This is a genomic window from Hyalangium gracile (assembly GCF_020103725.1).
GTDB classification, from domain to species: Bacteria; Myxococcota; Myxococcia; order Myxococcales; family Myxococcaceae; genus Hyalangium; species Hyalangium gracile.
Genome location: NZ_JAHXBG010000036.1, coordinates 40,442 through 64,502, shown reverse-complemented (window position 1 = coordinate 64,502; position 24,061 = coordinate 40,442). Strand labels below are relative to the sequence as shown.

Below are 24,061 nucleotides of genomic sequence, written 5' to 3'. Positions count from 1 at the left end.
GCACGCTCAGGGGCTGGCCAGACGGCCAACCCCCTGGAATCACGTGGCGATGGGCTCCTCGACCTCCGCCGTCTCGGGCTCCACCGGATCCTGCGCCTCGCGCGCCTCCTGCTCCTTGGCGGCCTCGGCCTTGGCGGTCTCGAACTTGTCGTACGCCCGGATGACCTCCTGAACCAGGGGGTGGCGTACCACATCCACCTCCGTGAACTCGGAGAAGTTGATGCCTTCGATGTTCTTGAGGATGGACCGAGCGTGGTGCAGACCGGACATCTTCCCGATGGGCAGGTCCACCTGCGTCACGTCGCCCGTCACCACGGCCTTGCTGTTGTAGCCCAGGCGCGTGAGGAACATCTTCATCTGCTCGACGGTGGTGTTCTGCGCCTCGTCGAGGATGACGAATGCGTCATTGAGCGTGCGGCCACGCATGAAGGCCAGCGGAGCCACCTCGATGACGCCCTGCTCCACCAGCTGCGCGGCGCGCTCGCCCGCCATCATGTCGTGCAGCGCGTCATAGAGCGGCCGCAGGTACGGGTTCACCTTCTCCGCCAGGTCGCCCGGCAGGAAGCCGAGCTTCTCACCCGCCTCCACGGCGGGCCGCGCCAGGATGATGCGCTTGACCTTGCGCTCCTGCAGGAAGGCCACCGCCATGGCCATGGCCAGGTACGTCTTCCCCGTACCCGCAGGGCCGATGCCGAAGACGATGTCGTGGGCGCGGATGGCCTCCACGTAGCGCTTCTGGGCAATGCTCTTGGGAGCAATCTGGCGGTTGCCCGAGCTCTTGAGGACGGGCCCCAACATCACCTCGCCGAGAGACTCCGCGCCGCCGCGGCCCAGGACCTTGATGCCCTGCTCCACGTCTTCCCGGTAGACGGGCCGGCCGGCCCGAATCATCTCCTCGAGGTTCTCCACGAGCCGCACCGCGAAGGCCACCGCGTCGGCGGGGCCGGACAGGAGCAGCTCCGTGCCGCGCTGACCCACGCGCACGCCCAGGCGCCGCTCGATGAGCTTCAGGTTTTCGTTCTGGTTACCGCACAGGGCCAGGGCGGTCTCGTTGTCCCGGACATCGACCTTGGCAGAGGTGGGGCGGACAGCAGGAGCTTCCAACGTGGCAGGGTTTCTCAATGAGGTCCGTTCCTCCATTCAACCTTCCCGGATGAACGTAACGTCGAGTCCCTGACCGGGAAAGGGAACCAGGCGTCGCTGGCTATTGCAAGGGCGGTAGCAGGACGAACTCACGAGCAGCCAGGCGCCTGTAATAGTACTGCTCCCGCCACGGGTAGCGCAGCTCTTCTGGCTTTAACAGCCCGGCCTCCACCAGCGCATCCAACTTGTCGGGCAGCTCGCCCTTCTCCAAGCGGAAGATCTCCAGCGCCGCCTCTATCCGCTTGACCTGCGTCCGAGAGATGAAGCGCTGGGCGGCAGGGTCCGAGAACCGGGAGGCAGGCGAGCTGGCCAGCGAGAGCTTGCCGGTGAACTGGGCCACCAGGAACAAGATGGCGGCCAGGGCGGCCATGCTGGCGCCCAGCGCCCCGATGCCGCGCCCCACCTTCTGGAGGATGCCGTCGCGGTCGCCAGAAGGAGACTTGCCGTCCTTGTAGACGGGGCGGATGTACTCCAGGTTGACCAGGTTCAGCAGCGCCTTGCAGGTCTCGAACTCGCCCAGACAGGACACGTCGATGAGCTTGCGCACGTCCCGGCCGGGGCCGATCTTGTCGTAGACGATGCGCTCCGAGTCGCCCACCGACTTGAAGTCGCCCTTGTTCTCGTCCTTCTTCTTCTCGGAGAAGGCGTCGTCGAACGCGGCGTCGAGATCCTCCTCCTTGTTGACGGGCGGCGGCAGCGGCTTGAGCTGCTCGAAGACCATGTCCAGCCGGTTGATCTTCTTCCGGATGACGGGCCACTCGTCGACCATCCGGAAGCCTTCCATCAGCACCGACTCGGCTCGGAGCGGAGTGATGGCCTCGGTGTCGGACTCGACGGGCTCGGCCTTGAACTCGTAGGTGCCCGCGTCCCAGCTGAAGAGCCGGTAGATGGTCTCCGTGGCCTGCAGCTGCATCATCTTCTTGAAGCGGTCGGCGGTGATGGCGCCGGTGGAGACGAGCACGTCCCCCAGCCGCTTGAGCGTGCGCCGCTGCGTCTCCAGCGCCTCGTCGAGCTGGGCGTCGGTGATGATCTCCGCGCGCACCAGCATGTTGCCGATGAGGTCCTTCTTCTTGCGCGTGACGCTCTCCACCCGGGCGATGTTGCCGTCCCGGAAGAAGACGTTGACCTCCTGCTCCTTGTTGGCCAGGCAGAGCTGACCGGTCTTCTGCTGCTGGCCAATGAGCTGAAGGATGTCGGCGATGCCGAAGTCCTTGAGGGTTCCCTGGAGAGCCATGGTCTTCGGGCCTACTCGGTCTGCTGCTTGCGCAGACCGCGCAGCGACAGGAGGTAGAGGGGAAGGAGTAGCAAGCCGACCGGTATCATCTTCAGATACAGCGGCGCCTCGCCGTAGGGAGCCCGGAGCACGCCATCGCGCAGCAGGATGGCGGTCAGGGACAGGAGGAACAGGAAGCTATAGATGGCGCCGCGCACGGGCCGGCCCCAGAAGATGTGGCCCGCCCCGGACACCAGCGCCCCGAGCGCCAGCGCCAGCCGCCCCATCCACGTCTGGTGGCGCTGCACCTCGGCCTGCTTGCGCGCGCGCAGCGGCTCGGGCACCACGCCCTTGCGGGCGAAGACGTTGGTGCACTGGCTGCACATGAAGGCGCCCATGCCCAGGTCCGGATCGCACCGGCGGCACACCGGGCGGCCGCACTTGTCGCAGGACTTGGAGGCGCGGAGCTGATCGCGCCCGTAGCCCAGCAGGAAGAAGAGCAGCGCCAGCACCGCCGGGTAGATGCGCGCCGCCATGCCCGCGGTGCCCATCAGCAGGCGGTCGAGCTGGTTCTCCACGCGCGTGCCCGCGGCCTTCCCGTCGGCCAGGGCGATGATCTCGTTCCAGGGCAGCTGCGGCGACAGCAGCAGCAGGTTCACCAGGAGCCGATCGTCCGGTGGCACGTCCCGCCCCACGAGGCTGCCGTCCAGGCCTTGCGCCACGTTCATGGTCTCGGCGGCGCGCTGGAGCTGGGCGCTCAGCTGGGCGTCATCCATCGCCTTGGCCTGGCGCCGGTAGACCTGGGCCAGGTTGTAGGGCGCGGCCGCGAGCGAGCCATCCGCCTGCTGCGCCTCCTGGTAGAGCCGCGTGGCGGCGTCGGTGTCCCCGGAGGCCAGCAGCACGTTGCCGTAGTTGGTGAGCAGCAGGGCGTTGCGCTGCTTCAGGGCCGCGGCCGCCTTGTAGGCGTTGGCGGCATCCTCGAGCTGCCCGCGACGGGACTGGTAGCGCCCCAGGGCGAAGAGCTCCGCGAAGGTGGCCTCCTTCGCCGCCTGGCGCGCGAGCACCCGGGCCGCGGCATCGTCTCCGGTGAACCCACCGCGCTCCAGGACATACACATCCTCCGCCACCGTCCCGGCGAAGACCGTGGACTGGGCGATCAGCCCGCCGGCCAGCGGAATCACCCCCGCCAGCGCCAGCAGCACTCCCGCCACGGCCCGCTCCGCCAGCGAGAGGTAGAGCGCCATCGCGCCGAACATGACGAGCAGCACCGGCACCACGCCCATCCTCAGCAGGATGGGCATCAGCAGGATCGCCGCGGCCACCGCGATGGACTGCCAGCGGCCCATGCCTCGCGGGAAGACGTGGTGGAAGTCATGCAGGATGTAGCGCAGCCGCCGCGCGAAGAGCACGCCCACCACCGCCACGGCCGTGGCCAGCAGGGCCAGCAGCGCCATGGCCCCCAGGTTCGCGAGCGCCGGCCGCCAGAAGCGCGGATCCTTCGCCAGCGCCCCGATGCCGGCCTGGATCTCCCCGGCGTACCTGCCCACCGAGCCCAGGTCCTTGCGCGCGTAGGCATCCGCCAGCGCGAAGTGCGCATACGGCAGGTTGGGCGAGAGCGCCACCGCGGCCTCGGCCACCTGCACCGCGCCGGACAGGTCCTTCTTCTCGAGCTTCGCCCGGGACTCGCGCAGCAGGCTCACGCTGAAGGCATCGAAGTCCGTCGCGGACACCTCGTCGCGCAGCTTCAGCAGATCCTTCTGTCCCTGCGACGCCGCCTCCATGTCCCCCTTCTTCCGGGCCTCCGTCCAGCGCTCCCACACGGCGAGCAGGTCCGCGTCGGAGACGCGCGGGGCCAGCAGCGGCGGCGGTGGACGGCTGGCGGCATCCGCCTTGGGAGCCTCGGCCTTGGGAGCCGCGGTCGGTGTCGTCCCCGGCGTGCCGGTGGGCGGAGTGGCGGGCGTACCGGTGGGCGGAGCGGGCGGCTCGGGCGTCTTCGGGTTCTTCGCCGCCGGCACCTCCTCCTCGGGCTCCTCCTCGTCCTCCTGGACGCGGCCCTTGCCCTTCTTGTTCTTGGCCCCACGCTTCGGCGTGGGCTCCTCGTCCTCATAGGCGGAGTCGTCGGACGAGTCGTCCGCCGGCTCAGAGTCGGGGTCCACCTCCTGGATGGGAGTGGGCGCATCGATCTGGGCGTTCGCCTTCATCGCCGGGAACAGCGCGAGGCAGAAGATCACCGGGAGCAGTCGCGAACAAAAGGAGTGAGGCATCCGGACCTTCGATGATAGGCGAGGGACCCTCACGGTGAAAGCAATCGCCCCCCTTCCGCTCCCTGGCTTACAGGGTAGGCGGCCATTTCCAGGGGTCCGGCGGGCGGGTCCTCCGTGGCGCGGACCCGACGAACAGGAGGTTGGTCACACATGAGCGCAACCGGGGAGCAGCTGGAGCGGCTGGTGGGAATCATGGAGCGTCTGCGCGCGGAGAATGGCTGCCCCTGGGACCGGGAGCAGGACCTGCGCTCGCTGCGCCCCTACCTCGTCGAGGAGACCTTCGAGGTGCTCGACGAGATGGACCGGGTGGCCTACGGCGGCCCCTGGCGCGCCCTGTGCGAGGAGCTGGGGGATCTGCTCTTCCAGATCGTCTTCCACGCCCAGCTGGCCGCCGAGAAGGGCGAGTTCACCATGGCCGATGTGTGCCGGGCCATCAGCGACAAGATCACCAGCCGCCACCCCCACGTCTTCGGCGAGCGCCAGGTGAAGGGCTCCGAGGAGGTGCTCTTCAACTGGGCGAAGCTCAAGGCCGAGGAGAAGAAGCGCAAGACGGGCCGAGAGGGCTCGGTGCTCGATGGAGTGCCCACCGCCGCCCCCGCCCTGCTGCGCGCCGAGCGCCTCACCGAGAAGGCCAGCCGCATCGGGTTCGACTGGCCGGACGTGGCCGGCGTGCGCGGCAAGCTCTACGAGGAGCTGGCGGAGCTGGACGAGGCCATCGCCTCCAAGGACCGGGACGCCATCGAGCACGAGTTCGGCGACGTCCTCTTCTCCCTGGCCAACCTCGGGCGCTTCCTGCACACCCCGCCCGAGGATGCGCTGCGCATGGCCATCCGCCGCTTCATCACCCGCTTCCAGCACATCGAGTCCGCGCTCCGCGCCGAGGGCATCCCCTTCGGAGAGGCTACATTGGAGCACATGGAGCGACACTGGCAGACGGCCAAGGCAGCGGAGAAGGCCCTGCCCCCTCCCGCTTCCCTGCCCCGGGCGCCGCTCACCTCGCTGCGCTTCACGGTGGCGGATCTCCCAGCACAGCGCGCGTTCTGGAACACCCTGGTGCCGCTGATCGGCTGGCAGGCCGAGCGGGGAGCCCCGGACGAGGCCTCCTATGGAGATGGAGCCCTGCGCCTGGTGTTCACCGAGGGAAGCTCCTCGGGGGCCTCGGGCGCGGTGATCTCCCTGGGGGCTCCGTCCTCCCGAGCGGTGGAGCGACTCCGAGCCGCGCTGGAAGGCGCGCACCCCGGGGCCGTACAGGCGACAGAGCCCCAGCGGATCCGCTTCCGGGATCCGGCCGGACTGCTCTGGGAATACACCGCGTGACACGAGCGCCTTGACGCTCGGGAGAGGCCGCTGTAGGTACGGCCCCTCTTTTTCCATAGCCGTCAGTTGGAGATTACCTTGGCGAACACCAAGTCCGCAGAGAAGCGTAACCGTCAGGCCCAGAAGCGCCGCGCGCGCAACACCAATGTCCGCACCACCGTGAAGACCGCGGTGAAGAAGGCGCGCGAGACCATCGCGACCAAGGACGCGACGAAGACCGGGGACGCCCTGAAGGACGCCGTCCGCACGCTGGCCAAGGCCGCCTCCAAGGGCGTGCTCCACAAGCGCACCGCCTCGCGCCGCATCGCCCGCCTGACCAAGGCCGCGCGCAAGGCCACCACGGCCGCGAAGTAGTCCACCTGGCGGGAGCGCCCTCGCGGCGCCTCACCAGTTGCGGGCCAGCCGCTCGTAGCCCTCGCGCATCAGCGTCTCCGAGAGACGGTGGAGCGCGGCTTGACGGTTGGCCTCCGCTTCCAGGACATCACCGCTGCCGGGCAGGTAGTCCTCCGTGCCGGAGACGCTCGTCTCCGCCAGGACCCGCTCGTCCTTCAGCAGCCGCAGCCGTGCCTCCGCGAAGGCACGGTAGCTGGCCAGCTGCGGCCCGACGACCACCACCCCGTTCTCATCGGTGATGGGCTCGGTGACGATCGTCGGGTAGCTGCTCACGTTGGTGACGACGCCCTCGAGCCGCGCCTCGCACGCCGCGCCGTCTCCCAGCGTCCCCGAGCGCACCATCTCCTGGCGCATGGCGCGGGTGAAGAGGGTCTCCAGCCCCGGCTCGGACGTCTCGTTGAAGAAGATGGGAGCGCAGACGGCGCGGACCCCTTCCGGCAGCGTCCCGTCGCGCGCCACGAAGCGGTAGCCGCACCCCGCTCCCGCCACGAGCACCGCCACCACCACCGCACAGAGCCGAGCCATGGCGCTCACAGTATCGGGGGCCGCCCCCGGGTCAAGCGCCGGGCCCCGAGGCCCCCGAGGAGTCCTGGACGGAGACGCCGCGCGAGGCCAGGGCCTGGGCGCCCGCGGACCAGGCCTGCTCGAGCGCATGGACCCGCCGGGAGCCGAGCCAGAGCCAGCCCAGCGGCCATAGGGAGCGAGCGCCATCGAGCGTCACCACTCCCAGGGAGTAGCGCCGCCACAGCAGGGCCACGAGCACTCCGACGGCCGCGAGCCCCGCCGCCACCATCAGGAGCGAAGACACGGAGACCCCGAGGAACACGGCCACCAGCACGATCAACACGCCCTCCAGGGGAGGATGGCGCACGAGCACCGCGCCTCGGATCCGTCCCAGCTCGACCCCGTACGGAGGCGCGGAGGCGCCCGCGCGGTACGTCAGCTTTCCATCCACGCCCGTGATGCTCCGGCCGCGCGTGCCCTCGAGCTGGAGGAACGGCGCCTGGGACGCCGAGGGCCGCGGGGCGTCCGGCAGCACCTCGCCGCACGCCATGCAGTTGCCGGGGCGGGCCGGCTGCGGCCGTCCGCACCTCGTACACATGACGAGGACTTCGGTCGGCACCCGGGCCTCCGATCAGCCGACGACGAAGTTCACCAGCCGCTTCGGGACGAAGACGAACTTGCGGACCGTCTTGCCGGCCGTGGCCGCCTTCACCCGCTCGTCCGCCTCGGCCGCGGCGCGCACGTCCGCCTCGCCCGCGTCCGCCGGCACCTTGATCTCCGCGCGCAGCTTGCCGTTGACCTGCACCGCGTAGGGGATCTCGTCATCCACCACCAGCGCCGGATCGAAGGCCGGCCACTCCTGGTTCACGGTGAGCGTCTTCGAGCCGAACGTCTCGGCCAGCTCGTCCGCGATGTGCGGCGCGAACGGCGTCAGCATGATGGCCATCAGCCGCAGGGCCTCGGCCATGGCGGCCTTCTCCGCGGGCGTCTCGAGAGTGCCCACCGCGGAGAGCACGTTCAGGTACTCCATGATGCCGGCGATGGCGGTGTTGAAGGACAGCCGCTCGATGGACTCCCCTACCCGCTTCAGGCACTTGTGCGCGGCGCGGCGGATCTCCAGCGCCTTGCCCTCGAAGGCCCCCGAGTGCGTGGCCCCGGCGACCCCCTCGTGCGTGGCGGCCAGCGTCCACACGCGCTTGAGGAAGCGGAAGGCGCCCTCCACCTGGGCATCGGACCAGTCGAAGTCACGCTCCGGCGGGCCCGCGAACAGCACGTAGGTGCGCGCCGTGTCCGCGCCGTACTTCCTCACGATGGAGGCGGGCGCCACCACGTTGCCCCAGCGCTTGGACATCTTCCGCCCGTCCGGGCCGTTGACGATGCCCTGGGTGACCAGGCGCGTGACGGGCTCGTCCACCGGGGACAGGCCCAGCTCCTTCATGATGCGCGTCCAGAAGCGGAAGTACAGCAGGTGCATCACGGCGTGCTCGGGGCCGCCCACGTACACGTCCACCGGCAGCCAGCGCTTCGCCTCCGCGGCATCGACCGGCGCCGCGTCGTACTGCGGCGACAGGTAGCGCGCGTAGTACCAGCAGGAGTCGACGAAGGTGTCCATCGTCTCCGCCTCGCGGCGCGCGGGCCCGGCGCACTTCGGACACTTCGTGTTCACCCACGAGGCCACCTTGGCCAGCGGCGGCTCGCCCTTGCCGGTGAGCACCGCCTGGGTGTCGATCTCCGGCAGGCGCACGGGCAGCTGCTCCAGCGGCACGGGGATGCCCTTGCGCTCCGGATCGCACTTCTCGCAGTAGATGATGGGGATGGGCGTGCCCCAGTAGCGCTGGCGACTGAAGCCCCAGTCCTTCTGGCGGTACGTCACCGTGGCCTTGCCGCGGCCCTCGGCCTCCAGCTTCGCGGCCATCTTGCGGCGCGCCTCCTCGGACTTCAGCCCGGTGAACTCGCCCGAGTCCGCCAGCACGCCGTACTCCGTGTACGCGGCCTCCAGCTTGTCTCCCGAGGGCAGCTTGTCCCCGGTGGCTGGCTGGATGACGACGTGGATGGGCAGGCCGTACTTGCGAGCGAACTCGAAGTCGCGCTCGTCATGCGCCGGCACGCTCATCACCGCGCCCGTGCCGTAGTCGGACAGCACGAAGTTGGCGATCCAGATGGGCACCGGCTGGCCGTTGAACGGGTTGAGCGCGTAGGCGCCCGTGAAGACGCCTTCCTTGGTGGCGCCCTCGGCCGTGCGGTCCGTCTTGCTGATGGCCGCCATCCTCGCGGCGAAGGCCTCCACCTCCGCGCGGCGCTCGGGCGTCGTCACCTTCGCCACCAGCTTGTGGTCCGGCGCCAGCACCACGTAGGTGCAGCCGTACACCGTGTCGATGCGCGTGGTGAAGACGCGGATCTTCTCGCCGCTGCCCTGCACCGCGAAGTCGGCCTCGGCGCCCTCCGAGCGGCCGATCCAGTTGCGCTGCATGCTGGTGATGCGCTCGGGCCACTCCTTCAGCTCGTCCAGCCCGTCCAGCAGCGCCTGCGAGTACTTCGTGATGCGGAACGCCCACTCGGGCATCTCCTTGTCCACCACCTGCGAGTCGCAGCGCTCGCACGTGCCTTCCTTCACCTGCTCGTTGGCGATGACGGTGAGGCAGCCGGTGCACCAGTTCACCTTGCTGAAGCGGCGGTACACCAGCCCGCGCTCCAGCATCTGGATGAAGAACCACTGGTTCCAGCGGTAGTACTCGGGCTGGCTGGTGTTCACCTCGCGCGTCCAGTCGTAGCTGTAGCCGAGCGAGCGGATCTCCGCCTTGAACGAGTCGATGTTCTCCTGGGTGCGCACCGCCGGGTGCACGCCGTCCTTGATGGCCGCGTTCTCCGCCGGCAGGCCGAAGGCGTCCCAGCCCATCGGGTGGATGACGTCGAAGCCCCGCATCCGGAAGTAGCGCGCGTACACGTCCCCGATGAGGTAGTTGCGCACGTGCCCCATGTGCATCTTCCCGCTGGGGTACGGCAGCATCTCGAGGATGTACTTCTTGGGAGCCCCGGGCCGGGTGCCCGCGCGGAACACGCCCTCCTGCGCCCACCGGGCCTGCCACTTTCCTTCGATCGACTGCGGCTCGTAACGCTCGTTCATCGCCATATATCGGTGCGCCTCTTATGGGAGGCCCGCTTCCTAAGCAACAAGCGAGGCCCCCTCGCGGATCCCCCGTCAAGCCTCACGAATACACACCTGGACGCACCTATTCCGTCCACCCTGACGGAACTTTTCGTGCGTGCTTGCAATTTTCCACCGGTAATACGATGATTTTCCCGAACTCTCGGTCCAACCAGTTTTCTTATTTCTCAATAAAAACTGCGCAATTCGAGCGACGAGGTCCCCCCGATGAGCCATCCCGTGATGCATCAGCTTGTGGGTTCCCAGACGACATCGAACACCCTGGCGAAGGCGTGCCTGCTGCTGGCAGCCGTGGCGGCCTTTGCCTGCAGCCCGGAGTCGGAGCTGTCCGCGGCCAGCCCGGGCACGACCCACCAGGAGATCCGCAGCACCAACAAGGTGCTCATCCTGGGCAGCAGCGTGAGCGGCGGGCTCGCCAGCCGCGAGGCCCAGGCGGTGGCCACCTACGCCTACGGCGCGCAGATCGACGTGGTGACGCCGCAGCAGTGGAAGGCGATGACGGTCCAGGAGTTCATGACCTATCGCGCCATCATCATCGGTGACGCGGCGTGTGAGAGCGGCACCGCGGCCTTCCAGGCCGCCATCGACAACCGGAAGAACTGGGGCTCCGTCATCGACGGCGACGTGGCCATCCTCGCCACGGACCCCACCTCCAACGGCACGGAGCTGCTGGTGGAGAACGCCATCCGCTACGTGCTCAACTCGGAGCAGAAGCGCACCGGCATGTACATCGCGCTGGGCTGCGCCTACCAGGACGCTCCGGCGGGCACGGAGGTGACGCTGCTCGAGCCGTTCGGCACCTTCCGCATCCAGGGCGTGCCGGGCTGCGCCGACTCCGGGCACATGTTCGAGATGTACAACGACTTCATGTCCCGCGACATGTCGGACTGGGTGCTGCCGGGCATGGGCGGCTGCGCGGCGCGCTCGGTCTTCACCACCTTCCCCAACCACACCTTCTCCTATGCGGCGGTGGCGACGAGCTCCACCGGAGAGATGCCCATCCCCGGCCAGCAGCCGTACATGGACTTCACGGTCGACCCGGGCTTCGAGACGCCGTACGTGGGCACGCCGTACATCGTGGTGCGCGGCGCGATGACGCTGGGGGCCGGCTGCGGCATCCCCGCGACGTTCTCGGGCGAGGAGTGCGACCTGGGTGATGGCCTCAACGGCCAGCCGGCCCTCGCCGGGCAGCAGCCGCATGAGACGTGCTCCTGGTCCTGCCGCAGCAACTGGTGCGGCGACGGCGTGGTGGACGCCGACTTCGGCGAGGAGTGCGACAACGGCCAGTCCAACGGACGCGCGACGGACTCCTCCGCGCAGATGGGCGAGTGCACCGCGTTCTGCAAGTGGTCCACGAAGCCGCCCCCCACCAACCTGCCGCCCGTGGCGCGCTGCCAGGACAGGACGGTGGTGGCCGAGTACACCTGCGGCGGCTCGGCCAACATCGACGACGGCTCGTACGATCCGGAGAGCCAGCTGGCGCACTGCACGCAGAGCTCCGCGGGCCCCTTCCCGCTCGGCGAGACGTCGGTGACGCTGACCTGCGCGGACCAGGCGGGCCAGGCCTCCTCGTGCACCGCCATCGTCACCGTGCTCGACACCCTGCCGCCGACGGTGGCCCTCAACGGCGCGGCCAGCGAGGCGCTGGAGTGCAGCCTGGGCGGCACGTACGACGACCCGGGCGCCTCCGCGAGCGACCTGTGCGGCGGCAGCAGCATCTCGAAGTCCGGCGCGGTGGACCTGGCGGTGCCCGGCTCCTACGTGGTGAGCTACGTCGCCACGGATGCCTCTGGCAACGCGTCCGCGCCGGTGACGCGCACCGTCGCCGTGGCCGACACGCTGGCGCCGACCCTCTCGCTCAACGGCTCGGCCAGCGAGGCGCTGGAGTGCATCCAGGGCGGCACGTACGGCGACCCGGGCGCCACGGCGAGCGACGCGTGCGCCGGCGACCTGACGGGCGCCATCGTCAAGGCGGGCTCGGTCAACGTGGCCGCGCCGGGCAGCTACTCGCTGAGCTACTCGGTGGCCGACGCCTCTGGCCACGCCACCACCGCCAGCCGGAGCGTGACGGTGCGTGACACCCTGGTGCCCCAGCTCCAGGTGCGCCCCGGAACCTCCACCGTGCAGTGCAACGGCGCGCCCTACGTGGATCCGGGCGCCACCGCCTCCGACTCCTGCGCGGGCGATCTGAGCGGGCGCATCGTCACCACCAGCAACCTCGATCAGACGCGGGCCGGCCAGTACACGGTCAGCTACCGGGTGACGGACAACGCGGGCAACACCGCCACCGCCGCGCGCCAGCTCACCGTGGCCGGGCCCTGCACCTCCTGCATCGACGTGAAGCTGAGCGACTACAACCTGTTCGTGCTCGAGGACTACACCAACGGCCCCGACGTGCAGGGCAAGGTGGCCGCCGGCGGCAACATCTTCATGCAGAACTTCTCGGTGGGCGGAAACCTGCCGGCCAGCGACATCTCCAACGTGCTGGTGGCCGGCCGCAACCTGACGCTCGCCAACGGCAGCATCTGGGGCAACGCCTTCTACGGCGGCACGTACAGCGCCAACCAGGGCGTCACCTCCCGCCGGGGCACCGTGGCCCGGGGCACGCCCATCGACTTCAACGCCCGCTTCGCCGAGCTGCGCGCCATGTCCGCTCAGCTCGGGGCCCTGGCGGCCAACGGCACCACGACGCGTGAGTCCTGGGGCGGCATCTTCCTGCGCGGCACCAACCCCACCACCAACGTCTTCAACGTGAACGCCAGCGCCTTCACCGGCGCCGCGCTGCTCTCCATCAACGTGCCCAGCGGCTCGCTGGTGGTGATCAACATCCGCGGCGCCTCGGCCACCTTCCAGAACTTCGGCTACTCGCTCACGGGCGCCAACGCGAACACCATCCTCTACAACTTCGTGGATGCCACGACGCTCAACGCCACCAGCTTCGGCTTCCAGGGCACCATCCTCGCGCCCTACGCGCGGATGACCTTCAACAACGGCAGCTGGGATGGCGGCCTCTACGCCGTCTCGCTCAACGGCACCGCCGAGGGTCACCTCAAGCCGCTGAACGATCGCAGCGTCTGTCCTTGATTCCAGGGTTCGAGGACGGGGGTATCTCTGCCCCGTCCTCCCATCAAAACAGACAAAAACATCCCCGCCCGGACAAAGACATACACAAACAAGAGGGCTCGAGAGACGGAAAACCTCGAACTTCATTTAATCCCTCTTGAAACTTTTCAGCAGAACAATAATGCTTTCTCAGAACTCTCGCTGAACCCGGATTCCTCCTTTCAGTGGCTTGGGGAAATCCAGCGCAAGGGTCGGAGATGAGCCTGCCGTCGTCCATTCATCGTGGGGGATGCCCGATGACACCGAGAAGCGTAGGAAGAGCCGCACTGCTGATCACCGCGCTGGCATCCAATGCCTGCCAGCAAGATCCCGCCGGGCCGTCGCCTGGCTCCTCCGAAGCGACGCTGGGCTCGGCCCAGCAGGCGCTGAGCGCCAGCAACAAGGTGCTCATCCTGGGCAGCACCGTGAAGGATGGCCTCGACAGCCGCGAGGCCCGGGCGGTGGCCGACTTCGCTCCCGAGGCCCAGATCGACATCGTCACGCCTTCGCAGTGGAAGGTGATGTCGGCCCAGCAGTTCATGAGCTACCGCGCGCTCATCATCGGCGATGCGGCGTGCCAGAGCGGCACCGAGGCCTTCCAGGCGGCCATCGACTCGCGGCGCAACTGGGGCGCCATCGTCGACGGTGACGTGGCCATCCTCGCCACGGACCCCACCACCAACGGCACGGAGCTGCTGGTGGAGAACGGCATCCGCTACGCCCTCAACTCGGTGCAGAAGCGCACGGGCATGTACATCGCGCTGGGCTGCGCCTATCAGAACGCTCCGGCCGGCACCGAGGTGGCGCTGCTCGAGCCGTTCGGCTCCTTCCACATCCAGGGCGTGCCGGGCTGCGCCGACTCCGCGCACGTCTTCGAGATGTACAACGACATCATCTCCCGCGACGTCTCTGACTACTCGCTGCCTGGCGCGGGCGGCTGCGCGGCGCGCTCGGTGTTCACCTCCTACCCGGAGCGCGACTTCTCGCACGCGGGCATCGCGATGCGCGCCACCGCGGCGGTCCCCGCTCAGAAGCTCTATGTGGACTACACCGTCGATCCGGGCTTCGAGACGCAGTACGTGGGCTCGCCATACATCCTGGTGCGTGGCGCGATGACGCTGGGCGCCGGCTGCGGCATCAACCCGGCTCCGTCCGGCGAGGAGTGCGACCTGGGCGATGGCCTCAACGGCCAGCCGGCCACCTCCAGCCAGCAGCCTTGGGAGACGTGCTCCTGGTCCTGCCGCAGCAACTGGTGCGGCGATGGCGTGGTGGATGCCGAGTTCGGCGAGGAGTGCGACAAGGGCGAGGCCAACGGCCGCACGGGCGACGCCAACGGCCACCTGGGTGAGTGCACCGCGTTCTGCAAGGTCCCCAACCTGATGGCCGTCAACCGCCCGCCGGTCGCGCTGTGCCAGAACGTGACGGCGGTGGCCGAGTACACCTGCGGCGCCGAGGCTGGCATCGACAGCGGCTCGTACGATCCGGACAACGATCTGGTGGGCTGCACGCAGAGCCCGCCGGGCCCGTACAACATCGGCAACACCACCGTGACGCTGACCTGCACGGACGAGGCGGGCCTGTCCTCCACGTGCACCGGCGTGGTGACGGTGGCTGACAGCGTGGCGCCGACCATCGCGCTGAACGGCCAGGCGAACGACCCGCAGGAGTGCCACCCGACCGCCACCTACGTCGACCCGGGCGCCACCGCGAGCGACCTGTGCGAGGGCACGCTGCCCCAGAGCAGCATCGCGAGGACGGGCTCGGTGAGGCTGAGCGTCCCCAGCACCTATTCGCTGACCTACCAGGCGACGGACTCGTCGGGGAACAAGTCCCCGGTCGTGACGCGCACGGTGCCCGTGGCCGACACGCTGGCGCCGGTCATCACCCGCACCGGCCAGGAGGGTGTGACGCACGAGTGCGCCACCCCTTATGTGGACCAGGGCGCCACGGCCGCCGACCAGTGCGAGGGCAACCTGACGCCGCGCATCGTCCAGAGCGGCACGGTGAACACCTCCGCGGTGGGTAACTACCTCATCCGCTACAACGTGAAGGACTCGGGCAACCGCGCCGCCCTGGAGGCCACCCGCACCGTCTTCGTGCGTGACAGGCAGGCGCCGACCATCTCGCTCCTGGGCGCCTCTCCCCAGACGGTGGAGTGCGGCGGCACGTACCCGGACCCGGGCGCCACGGCCAGCGACACGTGCGCTGGCGCCCTGACGCCGGTGGTCCACACCAACAACATCCTCATGGGCACGCCGGGCAACTACAGCATCAGCTACCGGGCGACGGACCCCTCGGGCAACGTGGTCGTCTCGCCCAACCGCGCGGTGACGGTGGCCGACACGAAGGCCCCGACGCTGACGCTGCTCGGCGCGGCCAGCACCACGCTCGAGTGCGCCAGCCCGTTCAGCGATCCGGGCGCCACGGCCAGCGACCAGTGCTACGGCAACCTGACGAGCGCGATCGTGAAGACCGGCACGGTGAACAACATGGTCCCGGCCGCCTACACGCTCCGCTACAACGTGAAGGACGCGAAGAACAACGCGGCCCCGGAGGCCACCCGCACCGTCACGGTCAACGACACGAAGGCGCCGGTCATCACGGTCACCGGCCCGCTGACCCAGGCGGTGGAGTGCGGCGCGAGCTACACGGATCCGGGCGCCACGGCGAGCGACCTGTGCGCCGGGCCGCGGCCGGCGGTGGCCACCGCCTCGGCCAACCCGAATGTGCCGGGCAGCTACACCATCAGCTACCGGGCGACGGACCCGGCGGGCAACACGGCCACCTCGACCACCAGCCGCACGGTGACGGTGCGCGACACGCTGGCTCCCACGCTGACGCTCAACGGCCCGGCCGCCCAGGCCCTGGAGTGCGGCTCGACGTATGCCGACCCGGGCGCCACGGCCAGCGACCAGTGCGCCGGCGCCCTGCCGGTGGCGGTGGCTGGCAGCGTGAACCCCTACGTCCCGGCCAGCTACACGCTGAGCTACAGCGCGAACGATGGCGCCGGCCACAGCGCCTCCGCCAGCCGCACGGTGGCCGTCAGCGACACCCTGGCTCCGACGCTGTCGCTCATCGGCTCGCCCCGGCAGTCGCAGGAGTGCGGCACGCCGTACACCGACCCGGGCGCCACGGCCAGCGACGTGTGCGCCGGTGACCTGACCGCCGCCATCCAGCGGACGGGCAACGTGAACACGAGCGCCCTGGGCAGCTACGCGCTGGGCTACTCGGTGGCCGACCCCTCCGGCCACGCCGCCTCCGCCAGCCGCGAGGTGACCGTGAGCGACACCCTGGCTCCGGCCATCACGGTCCTCGGCCCGCTCGAGACGACGTACGAGTGCGGATCCACCTACGTGGATCCGGGCGCCACGGCCAGCGACGCCTGCTTCGGTGACCTGACGGCGCAGATCCAGGCGACGCAGGTGGGCGACACGGCCCGGCCCAGCACCTTCACCATCCGCTACAGCGTGACGGACCCCGCGGGCAACACGACCGTCGCGCCGGTGACGCGCACGGTGCACGTGAACGACAACGAGCCGCCCACGCTGGCGCTGCTCGGCCCGGCCACCCAGTCGCTCGAGTGCGGCACGCCGTACAGCGACCCGGGCGCCACGGCCACCGACGTGTGCTTCGGCGACGTCACCAGCCGCATCATCCGCTCCGGCGCCGTGAACAGCGGCGCTCCGGGCAACTACGCCCTCGTCTACAACGTGACGGATCCATCCGGCCAGGCCGCGCCCTCCGTCTCCCGCGCGGTGTCCGTGGTCGACACGCTGGCCCCGTCCATCACGGTCAACGGCTCGCTCAGCCAGCAGGTCGAGTGCGGCACGGCGTACACCGACCCGGGCGCCGTGGCCACCGACGTGTGCGCTGGCGCCCTGCCGGTGACGGTGTCTGGCAGCGTGAACACGAACGCGCCGGGCAGCTACACGCTGGGCTACACGGCGGCGGATGCCTCCGGCAACACGGCGGCGTCCCCCAGCCGCACGGTGGCGGTGGTGGACACCCTGGCGCCTACCCTCTCGCTGCTGGGCTCCGCCAGCCAGGCCGTCGAGTGCGGCTCGAGCTACACGGATCCGGGCGCCACGGCGGCCGACGCCTGCACGGGCGACCTGACCGCCTCCATCGTCAAGTCGGGCTCGGTCAACACGGCCGCGCTGGGCAACTACTCGCTGAGCTACCTGGTGGCCGACGCCTCCGGCAACACGGCGACCGCCAGCCGCTCGGTGACGGTGCGTGACACCGTGGGGCCGCAGCTCCAGGTGCTCTCCGGTCCCTCGGTGCTCCAGTGCAACGGCGCGCCCTACGTGGATCCGGGCGCCACCGCCTCCGACTCCTGCGCGGGCAACCTCACCTCGCGCATCACCAGCACCAGCAACCTGGACCAGACGCGGGCCGGCCAGTACACGGTCACCTACAGCGTGACGGACGACGCGGGCAACACGAGCACCGCCACGCGTCTGCTCACGGTGGCGGGCCCCTGCGCCGTCAGCTGCATCGACGTGAAGCTGAACGACTACAACCTCTTCCTCGAGGACTCGTACACCGGCGGCCACGACGTGGTGGGCAAGGTGGCGGCGGGCGGCAACATCTCCATGGAGGACTTCGCGGTGGGCTCCGGGCTGCCGGCCAGCGACATCTCGAAGACCCTGGTGGCGGGTGGCAACCTGACGCTCAACCGCGGCGCCGTCTGGGGTGACACCTATTACGGTGGCAGCCTCAGCACCAACCAGAGCGTGACGTTCCCGCGGGGCACCGTGTCCCAGGGCATGCCCATCGACTTCGCGGCCCGGTTCGCCGAGCTGCGCAGCGTGTCGGCCCGCCTGGCGGCCCTGCCGGCCAACGGCACGACGAAGCGCGAGAGCTGGGGTGGCGTGATGCTGTCCGGCACGAACCCGAGCGTGAACGTGTTCGACGTGCAGGCCAGCGCCTTCACGGGCGCCAAGCTGCTGTCCATCAGCGCGCCGTCTGGCTCCTTCGTGGTGGTGAACATCCGCGGCGCCTCGGCCACGTTCCAGGGCTTCGGCCACTCGTTCAGCGGTGTGAGCGCGCAGACCGTCCTGTACAACTTCGTGGACACCACCAGCATCAACGCCCAGGGCTACGGCTTCTGGGGCACGGTGCTGGCGCCCTACGCCAACATCACCTTCAACAACGGCAGCTGGGATGGTGGCATCTACGCGAAGTCGTTCAACGGCAACGCCGAGGGTCACATCAACCCGCTGAACGAGCGCACCATCTGCCCGTGACGGACACGGAGGGGGCTGCTGCCTGAGCCCCCTCTCCCCTCCCGAGCGCAGGTCCGAGAAGGCCCTCGCCCTCCCTGAGTCCACTCAGGCCGGGGCGGGGGCCTTCCCTTTTTGGATATGTCAGCATCCCGGAGAGCACCGCCCCGGATGGACCGGCCGCGTGGGAGAGGCACCCTTGCACGATGTCGTGACGTACTTCGATCCACAGCCGGCTCCGACGGAGCTGCCGGCGCGGCTCGCAAGCCCGTTCGCGGGAGGCCCACCCCACCCCCTGGCGCGCCGGGCCGCCGAGGAGCTGCTGCGCCGCCTGCGCCACGGAGACCTCGCCGGACGGGTCGACCTGAGCGGCCTCGACACGCCGGGCCGCGGCAAGATGTTCGGGGTGCTGGTCGTCGCGGCGCCCGATGGCCGCGTGGGCTACCTCTGCGGGTTCTCGGGCATGCTCGACGAGCGCTGGCACGTGGACGGGTTCGCGCCGCCCCTCTTCGATCCGGTGGCGCGGGATGCGTTCTGGCCCGCGGGCCAGGCCGAGCTGTATGCGCTCGCCGCCCGCCATGCCGAGCTGGTGGATGGAGCCGAGGCCGTCGCGCTGCGCACGCGCCTGGCGGAGCTGACCGAGCGTCAGGCCGCGGCCACGGCCGAGCTGCGCGCGCGCCATGAGGAGAACCGCCGCCTCCGGCAGGCCGCACGCCGGCGGCTGACCGAGGGCACGCTCGGAGAGGAGGAGCGACGCGCGGCGCTCCACGCGCTCGGCCAGGAGAGCCGCGCCGACAGCGAGGCGCGCCGACGACAGGACGCGGCGCACCACCAGGAGCGAGAGAGCCTGGCGGAGGCCCAGAGGGAGCTCACCGCACGCCGCACCGAGCTGGAGCGCCTGCGCGCTGGGCTCTCGCGGCAGCTCTGGCGACAGATCGCCGCCAGCTACGTGATTCCGAATGCGCGCGGTGAAACGCGGACCCTGGAAGTGATGTTCGCCCCCGAGCCTCCCCCAGGCGGCGCGGGGGACTGCGCCGCGCCGAAGCTCCTCGCCCAGGCCTACCACCATCGCCTGAAGCCCCTCGCGCTCGCCGAGTTCTGGTGGGGAGCGCCACCCCTGACGGGCGATCGGCACGCGGGCGAGTACTACCCGGCGTGCCAGAGCAAGTGCGGCGCGGTCCTCCCGTACATGCTCGAAGGCCTGTCCGTGGACCCGGCCCCAGCCTCCGCCGCCACACCGGGCCCGGAGGATGAGCTGCGTGTCGTGTACGAGGACGCGTGGCTGCTCGTCGTCGACAAGCCCTGTGGCCTGCTGTCAGTCCCCGGCCGTCACGAGCCGCGGCGAGACTCGGTGCTCGTCCGGCTCCAGAGCCGCTCCGCCGCGCACTCCGGGCCGCTCATCCTCCATCCGCTCGAGGCGGAGACCTCCGGGCTCCTCCTCGTCGCCAAGGACCTGGAGACGCACGCCGCGCTCCACCAGCAGTTCGGCCGGAGCGAGGCCGACAAGCGCTACGTCGCCTGGCTCGACGGCCACGTCACGGGAGACCAGGGGCTCATCGAGCTGCCGCTCCGAGCCGACCCCGAGCAGCGTCCCCGCCACCTCGTCGATCCCCTGCACGGCAAGCGCGCCCTCACCGAGTGGCATGTCCTGCGGCGAACCGACGCGAGGACCCGGGTGTCGCTCATTCCCCGCACCGATCGGACGCACCAGCTCCGCGTCCACACCGCGCACCCACTCGGCCTGGGCGCCCCGCTCGTCGGCGACCGACTGTACGGCCGGGACGACGCTCGCCTGCTGCTCCACGCCGAGGCCGTGACTTTCACACACCCCCGCTCGGGCGAGCGCATCCACCTGGAGAGCCCACCGCCCTTCTGAGGCTGGCAGCCCGGCGTATAGTACTGGGAGTGTAGGCGAAGTACCCCTGTGAACGCATGGCCCCATGGCAGGGGCCCGGACCGGGCGTTATCCCTGGTGTTACGGTCCGCCGTCAGCAAGAGTCGGGCTGGGCTCCCCTCCGACCGAGCGAGCGGGCACTTGGAGTCACTCCTGCACCTGGAGGCTCCGCTGCAGGCTCGGGACGCGAGGAGGGCGGGCTGCCTCACATCCAAGTCTGGCCCCCTGTCGTAGCAGAGAGACCTGCCGCATCTTGGAAGGGACAGGTCTGAGACCCTTTTTCGGAGGAGAGTCACATCATTCGCGAACAGAGAAGCAACCGCGGCGGCAGCCGCGACCAAAGGACCAACCGCCGTATCCGCGCCCGCGAGGTCCGCGTCGTGGGACCCGATGGCGCGCAGCTCGGAGTCATGCCCCTGGAGGCAGCGCTCGACCGAGCCCGCAACGAGGGACTCGATCTGGTCGAGATCAGCCCCATGGCCAGTCCACCGGTCTGCAAGATCATGGACTACGGCAAGTTCAAGTACGAGGAGAAGAAGAAGGCCTCGGAATCGAAGCGGGCCCAGCTCACCGTCCAGCTCAAGGAGGTGAAGCTCCGCCCGAAGACGGACGAGCACGACTACGAGTTCAAGGTCCGCAACATGCGCCGGTTCCTGGAGGAAGGGAACAAGGCCAAGGTCGTCATCCAGTTCCGCGGGCGTGAGATCACCCACCGCGAGCAGGGCACCGCCATCCTGGATGACGTGGCGAAGGACCTGAAGGAAGTCGGCGTGGTGGAACAGCCGCCCCGGATGGAAGGGCGCATGATGTTCATGATCGTCGCGCCCACGGCCAAGGTCGCCCAGCGGGCACGCGAGCAGGCGCGGCAGGCCGCGCTGAGCGCCAAGAAGCCCGCGGCTCCCGCCGACAAGCCCGCGGCTCCCGAGCGCGACTCCGAGCCCGAGGAGACCCCGCAGGAGGAGCCCTCCGCGGCTCCGTGAGCGAGGGTGCAGGCACGCGGTGGGCGCTCTCCACCGCGTGTGTCCACCAGCCGACTCGGCACCGGGAGGATGGCTGGGGCCCACTCCTCCCCACGGGCAGCGTGCGCAAGATTCTGCTGGCCTGAGAGTGTCTCAGGGCTTCCCGTGGACCGACCCATGAACGAGCTGTCGCGGCCCCCCAGCGAGGAGGCGCAGCTGCGAGCGCTCCTCGCCGCGATGGAGGCAGCCAACCAGGGTGACTTCACCCACCGCCTCCCCGTGTATGGCACCCACCCGCTGGTGGATCAGCTGGCGCAGGCGTTCAACGCTGGCGTCGCCCTCCAAGCCACGCTGGCCGCGGAGGTGAGCCGCGTGGCCCGGGAGCTCGGTCGGGAGGGCCGGCTGGGGCTCCAGGCCCGGCTGCCCGGAGCTTCCGGCGCGTGGAAGGAGCTCACCGACAGCGTGAACCTGCTGGCCGACAGCCTCACCGTGCAGGTGCGCGACATGACGCGGGTGGCCACCGCCGTCGCGAACGGAGACCTGAACCACAAGCTCAACCTGGACGTGCGCGGCGAGGCGCTGGTGCTGAAGACCACCGTCAACACGATGGTGGACAAGCTCACCGAGTTCGCCGAGGAGGTGAGCCGCGTCGCCAAGGAGGTGGGCGCGGAGGGCGTGCGCGGCAGCCTGGCCGAAGAGAAGGGCATGACGGGCGTCTGGAAGGATCTCTCCGACAACGTGACCGTCGCGGAGCAGCTGGCGCTCGCCAGCCGCCACAAGAGCGAGTTCCTGGCCAACATGAGCCACGAGCTGCGCACGCCGCTCAACAGCCTGCTCATCCTCGCGAAGGTGCTCTCGGAGAACAAGGAGCGCCGCCTCAGCCAGCGCGAGGTGGAGTACGCGAGGACGATCCACGCCTCGGGCACGGACCTGCTCCACCTGGTCAACGAGATCCTCGACCTGTCCAAGGTGGAGGCCGGCAAGATGCGCGTGCTGCCGGGCAACGTCTCCCTGGCCGAGGTGAAGCAGTTCATCGAGCGCAGCTTCGGGCCCATGGCGGAGAAGAAGGGCCTGGGCTTCTCGGTGAGCCTCGACGCGAGCACGCCCGACAGCCTCCACACCGATCCGCAGCGGCTGCTGCAGGTGCTCAAGAACCTGCTCTCCAACGCCTTCAAGTTCACCGGCAGCGGCCGCGTGGACCTGCGCGTCACCCTGGCGGACGGCCGGCGCACGCGCTTCACCAGCGAGGCGCTCCAGCGCGCCGAGCGCGTGCTCGCCTTCAGCGTGAGAGACACCGGCATCGGCATCCCCGAGGACAAGCAGAAGCTCATCTTCGAGGCCTTCCAGCAGGCCGACAGCACCACCAGCCGCGAGTACGGCGGCACCGGCCTGGGGCTCTCCATCAGCCTGGCGATGACGCGCCTGCTGGGCGGAGAGCTGCACGTGGAGAGCCAGCCAGGCCAGGGCAGCACCTTCACCCTCTATCTCCCCGAGCACTACAGCCGCACGGAGGACGGCGCCTCCGCGGACGCGCCCATGCTGACGACTGCCCACGTGCCGGGACAGGACATCCTGGCCGGGCCCCCGGCACCGAGCCTCCAGCCGCCCGCGCCCCTCCGGCCGGGCTCCAGCCTCGTCGGGCTCAAGGTGCTCATCGTGGATGACGACATCCGCAACGTCTTCGCGCTCACCAGCGCCCTGGAGGGAAAAGGGATCGAGGTGCTGCACGCGGAGAACGGCAAGGTGGGCCTCGAGCTCCTCCGCTCCCGCCCCGAGGTGGATGCCGTCCTCATGGACATGGTGATGCCGGAGCTGGATGGCTACGCGACGCTGCGGGCCATCCGTCAGGACTCGCGCTTCGCCACCCTGCCCATCATCGCCGTCACCGCCCAGGCGCTGCCGGAAGACCGAGACAAGTGCCTGGCCGCCGGGGCCAGCGACTACCTGGCCAAGCCGACGGACACCGACCAGCTCCTCGAGCTGCTGCGCCGCTGGTGCCGCTAGTCAGGCACGGGCCTCGGCGGCCACGTCCATGCCAGAGAGCGTCGCCTCGAGACCGCCGAGGATCTTGCCCCAGCCGGCCTCGGTCTGGCTCACGTAGTCGGTCAGCACGCCCTCGTGGACCAGGGTGAGCTCGCAGCCGGTTCCTCGCGGGACGATCTCCACGGTGACGCGGGTGTTGTCGGACGAGTACTTCGGCACGCCAAAGGTGAAGACGAGGCGCCGGGGCCGATCGATCTCGAGGTACGTCCCGACGTGCTCGACGTCCTCGCCGCTCCGCCGATCGACGAAACAGAAGGAGCCTCCCACGCGCGCATCGATGTCCGCGCGCACCATCTGCCCGGTGGGGGTGGCGAAGAGGAACTTCCGGGCCCGCTCCGGCTCGAGCCAGGCATTGAAGACCCGCTCGGCGGAGGCCTCGAAGCGGCGGGTGACGCGTACGGTGACCTTCTTCTCGGTGCTCATCGCTTTCGTCCTTTCTTCACGGCATCGGCGGAGGCGGCCTCGTCCTCGGCGCGCAGCAGGGCGTCGAGGGCCTCCAGCCGGTAGTTCCACAGCGTGCGCTGCTCCTCGATCCACGCGGTGGCCGCGTCGAGGGGCTCCGGGTTGAACGACAGGAAGTGCTCACGGCCCGCCTTGCGGCGGCGCACCAGGTGGGCCCGCTCGAGCAGCCGGATGTGCTTCGAGACGGCGTTGAGGGAGATCTCGAACGGCTCCGCGAGCTCCGTCACGCGCGCCTCCCCCTGGGTGAGCCGGTGGAGGATGGCGCGCCTCGTCGGGTCGGCCAGCGCCAGGAGGGTGTGGTCGAGCTGGGTCTGTGTCGTCGCGGTCGGCATCGTTCAACCCCAAGGTTGAATATCAGCGCGACCGGGCTCCGTGT

General features: G+C 69.7%; 15 protein-coding genes. 7 read left to right on the top strand and 8 right to left on the bottom strand.

All coding sequences use genetic code 11. From position 1 onward, the window contains the following. Positions 1-39 precede the first annotated feature (39 nt). From KY572_RS42605 to KY572_RS42595, 3 genes are all read right to left on the bottom strand, one after another. Positions 40-1,122 carry a PhoH family protein gene (locus tag KY572_RS42605; RefSeq protein ID WP_224249507.1) on the bottom strand — a complete coding sequence of 361 codons (1,083 nt, stop codon included), beginning with the start codon at positions 1,120-1,122 and terminating at the stop codon, positions 40-42. 82 nt (positions 1,123-1,204) lie between these two features. After that, positions 1,205-2,377, bottom strand: a complete 1,173-nt coding sequence (locus tag KY572_RS42600; protein ID WP_224249506.1) for a DUF4388 domain-containing protein — start codon at positions 2,375-2,377, stop codon at positions 1,205-1,207. An 11-nt stretch (positions 2,378-2,388) separates the two neighbouring features. Next, positions 2,389-4,620 (bottom strand): hypothetical protein, encoded by a 2,232-nt coding sequence (locus tag KY572_RS42595; RefSeq protein ID WP_224249505.1) that lies wholly within the window; start codon positions 4,618-4,620, stop codon positions 2,389-2,391. 150 nt (positions 4,621-4,770) lie between these two features. Here KY572_RS42595 and mazG point away from each other — a divergent pair, with 150 nt between their 5' ends. Next, positions 4,771-5,937, top strand: coding sequence for a nucleoside triphosphate pyrophosphohydrolase (gene mazG, locus KY572_RS42590; protein ID WP_224249504.1), 1,167 nt, complete (start codon positions 4,771-4,773; stop codon positions 5,935-5,937). A gap of 78 nt (positions 5,938-6,015) precedes the next feature. Next, positions 6,016-6,291, top strand: coding sequence for a 30S ribosomal protein S20 (rpsT, locus tag KY572_RS42585; RefSeq protein WP_224249503.1), 276 nt, complete (start codon positions 6,016-6,018; stop codon positions 6,289-6,291). 30 nt (positions 6,292-6,321) lie between these two features. Here rpsT and lptE read toward each other — a convergent pair whose 3' ends face one another. The 3 genes from lptE to leuS are packed head-to-tail and all read right to left on the bottom strand — an operon-like array spanning position 6,322 to position 9,964. After that, positions 6,322-6,855 (bottom strand): LPS assembly lipoprotein LptE, encoded by a 534-nt coding sequence (gene lptE / locus KY572_RS42580; RefSeq protein WP_224249502.1) that lies wholly within the window; start codon positions 6,853-6,855, stop codon positions 6,322-6,324. A 31-nt stretch (positions 6,856-6,886) separates the two neighbouring features. Further along, positions 6,887-7,453, bottom strand: a complete 567-nt coding sequence (locus KY572_RS42575) for a hypothetical protein (RefSeq protein ID WP_224249501.1) — start codon at positions 7,451-7,453, stop codon at positions 6,887-6,889. A gap of 12 nt (positions 7,454-7,465) precedes the next feature. Then, positions 7,466-9,964: a leucine--tRNA ligase gene (leuS, locus tag KY572_RS42570; RefSeq protein ID WP_224249500.1), complete on the bottom strand. Its 2,499-nt coding sequence runs from the start codon at positions 9,962-9,964 to the stop codon at positions 7,466-7,468. 258 nt (positions 9,965-10,222) lie between these two features. On the opposite strand from leuS, the gene KY572_RS42565 reads away from it, so the two are divergent. The 5 genes from KY572_RS42565 (at position 10,223) to KY572_RS42545 (ending at position 23,184) form a co-directional block, all read left to right on the top strand. Beyond that, a complete protein-coding gene (locus tag KY572_RS42565) occupies positions 10,223-13,084 on the top strand; it encodes a choice-of-anchor A family protein (protein ID WP_224249544.1) in 2,862 nt (953 codons plus the stop codon). Between the two features lie 275 nt (positions 13,085-13,359). Beyond that, on the top strand, positions 13,360-18,351 hold the full coding sequence (locus KY572_RS42560; protein WP_224249499.1) for an immunoglobulin-like domain-containing protein: 4,992 nt from the start codon (positions 13,360-13,362) through the stop codon (positions 18,349-18,351). Between the two features lie 373 nt (positions 18,352-18,724). Continuing rightward, complete coding sequence (locus KY572_RS42555; protein ID WP_224249543.1) at positions 18,725-20,203, top strand: RluA family pseudouridine synthase; 1,479 nt, start codon at positions 18,725-18,727, stop codon at positions 20,201-20,203. Between the two features lie 314 nt (positions 20,204-20,517). Beyond that, the gene (gene infC, locus KY572_RS42550; protein ID WP_224249542.1) at positions 20,518-21,201 is read left to right on the top strand and encodes a translation initiation factor IF-3; all 684 of its coding nucleotides are present in this window, start codon (positions 20,518-20,520) and stop codon (positions 21,199-21,201) included. A 156-nt stretch (positions 21,202-21,357) separates the two neighbouring features. Continuing rightward, complete coding sequence (locus tag KY572_RS42545) at positions 21,358-23,184, top strand: ATP-binding protein (protein WP_224249498.1); 1,827 nt, start codon at positions 21,358-21,360, stop codon at positions 23,182-23,184. On the opposite strand, the gene KY572_RS42540 is transcribed toward KY572_RS42545, so the two are convergent. Together KY572_RS42540 and KY572_RS42535 are read right to left on the bottom strand one after the other, a co-directional pair. Beyond that, positions 23,185-23,646: an SRPBCC family protein gene (locus KY572_RS42540; protein WP_224249497.1), complete on the bottom strand. Its 462-nt coding sequence runs from the start codon at positions 23,644-23,646 to the stop codon at positions 23,185-23,187. Beyond that, entirely contained in the window at positions 23,643-24,017 is a 375-nt protein-coding gene (locus tag KY572_RS42535; protein ID WP_224249496.1) for an ArsR/SmtB family transcription factor, read from the bottom strand. Before KY572_RS42535 ends, KY572_RS42540 begins: the two co-directional genes overlap by 4 nt. Positions 24,018-24,061: the final 44 nt, after the last annotated feature.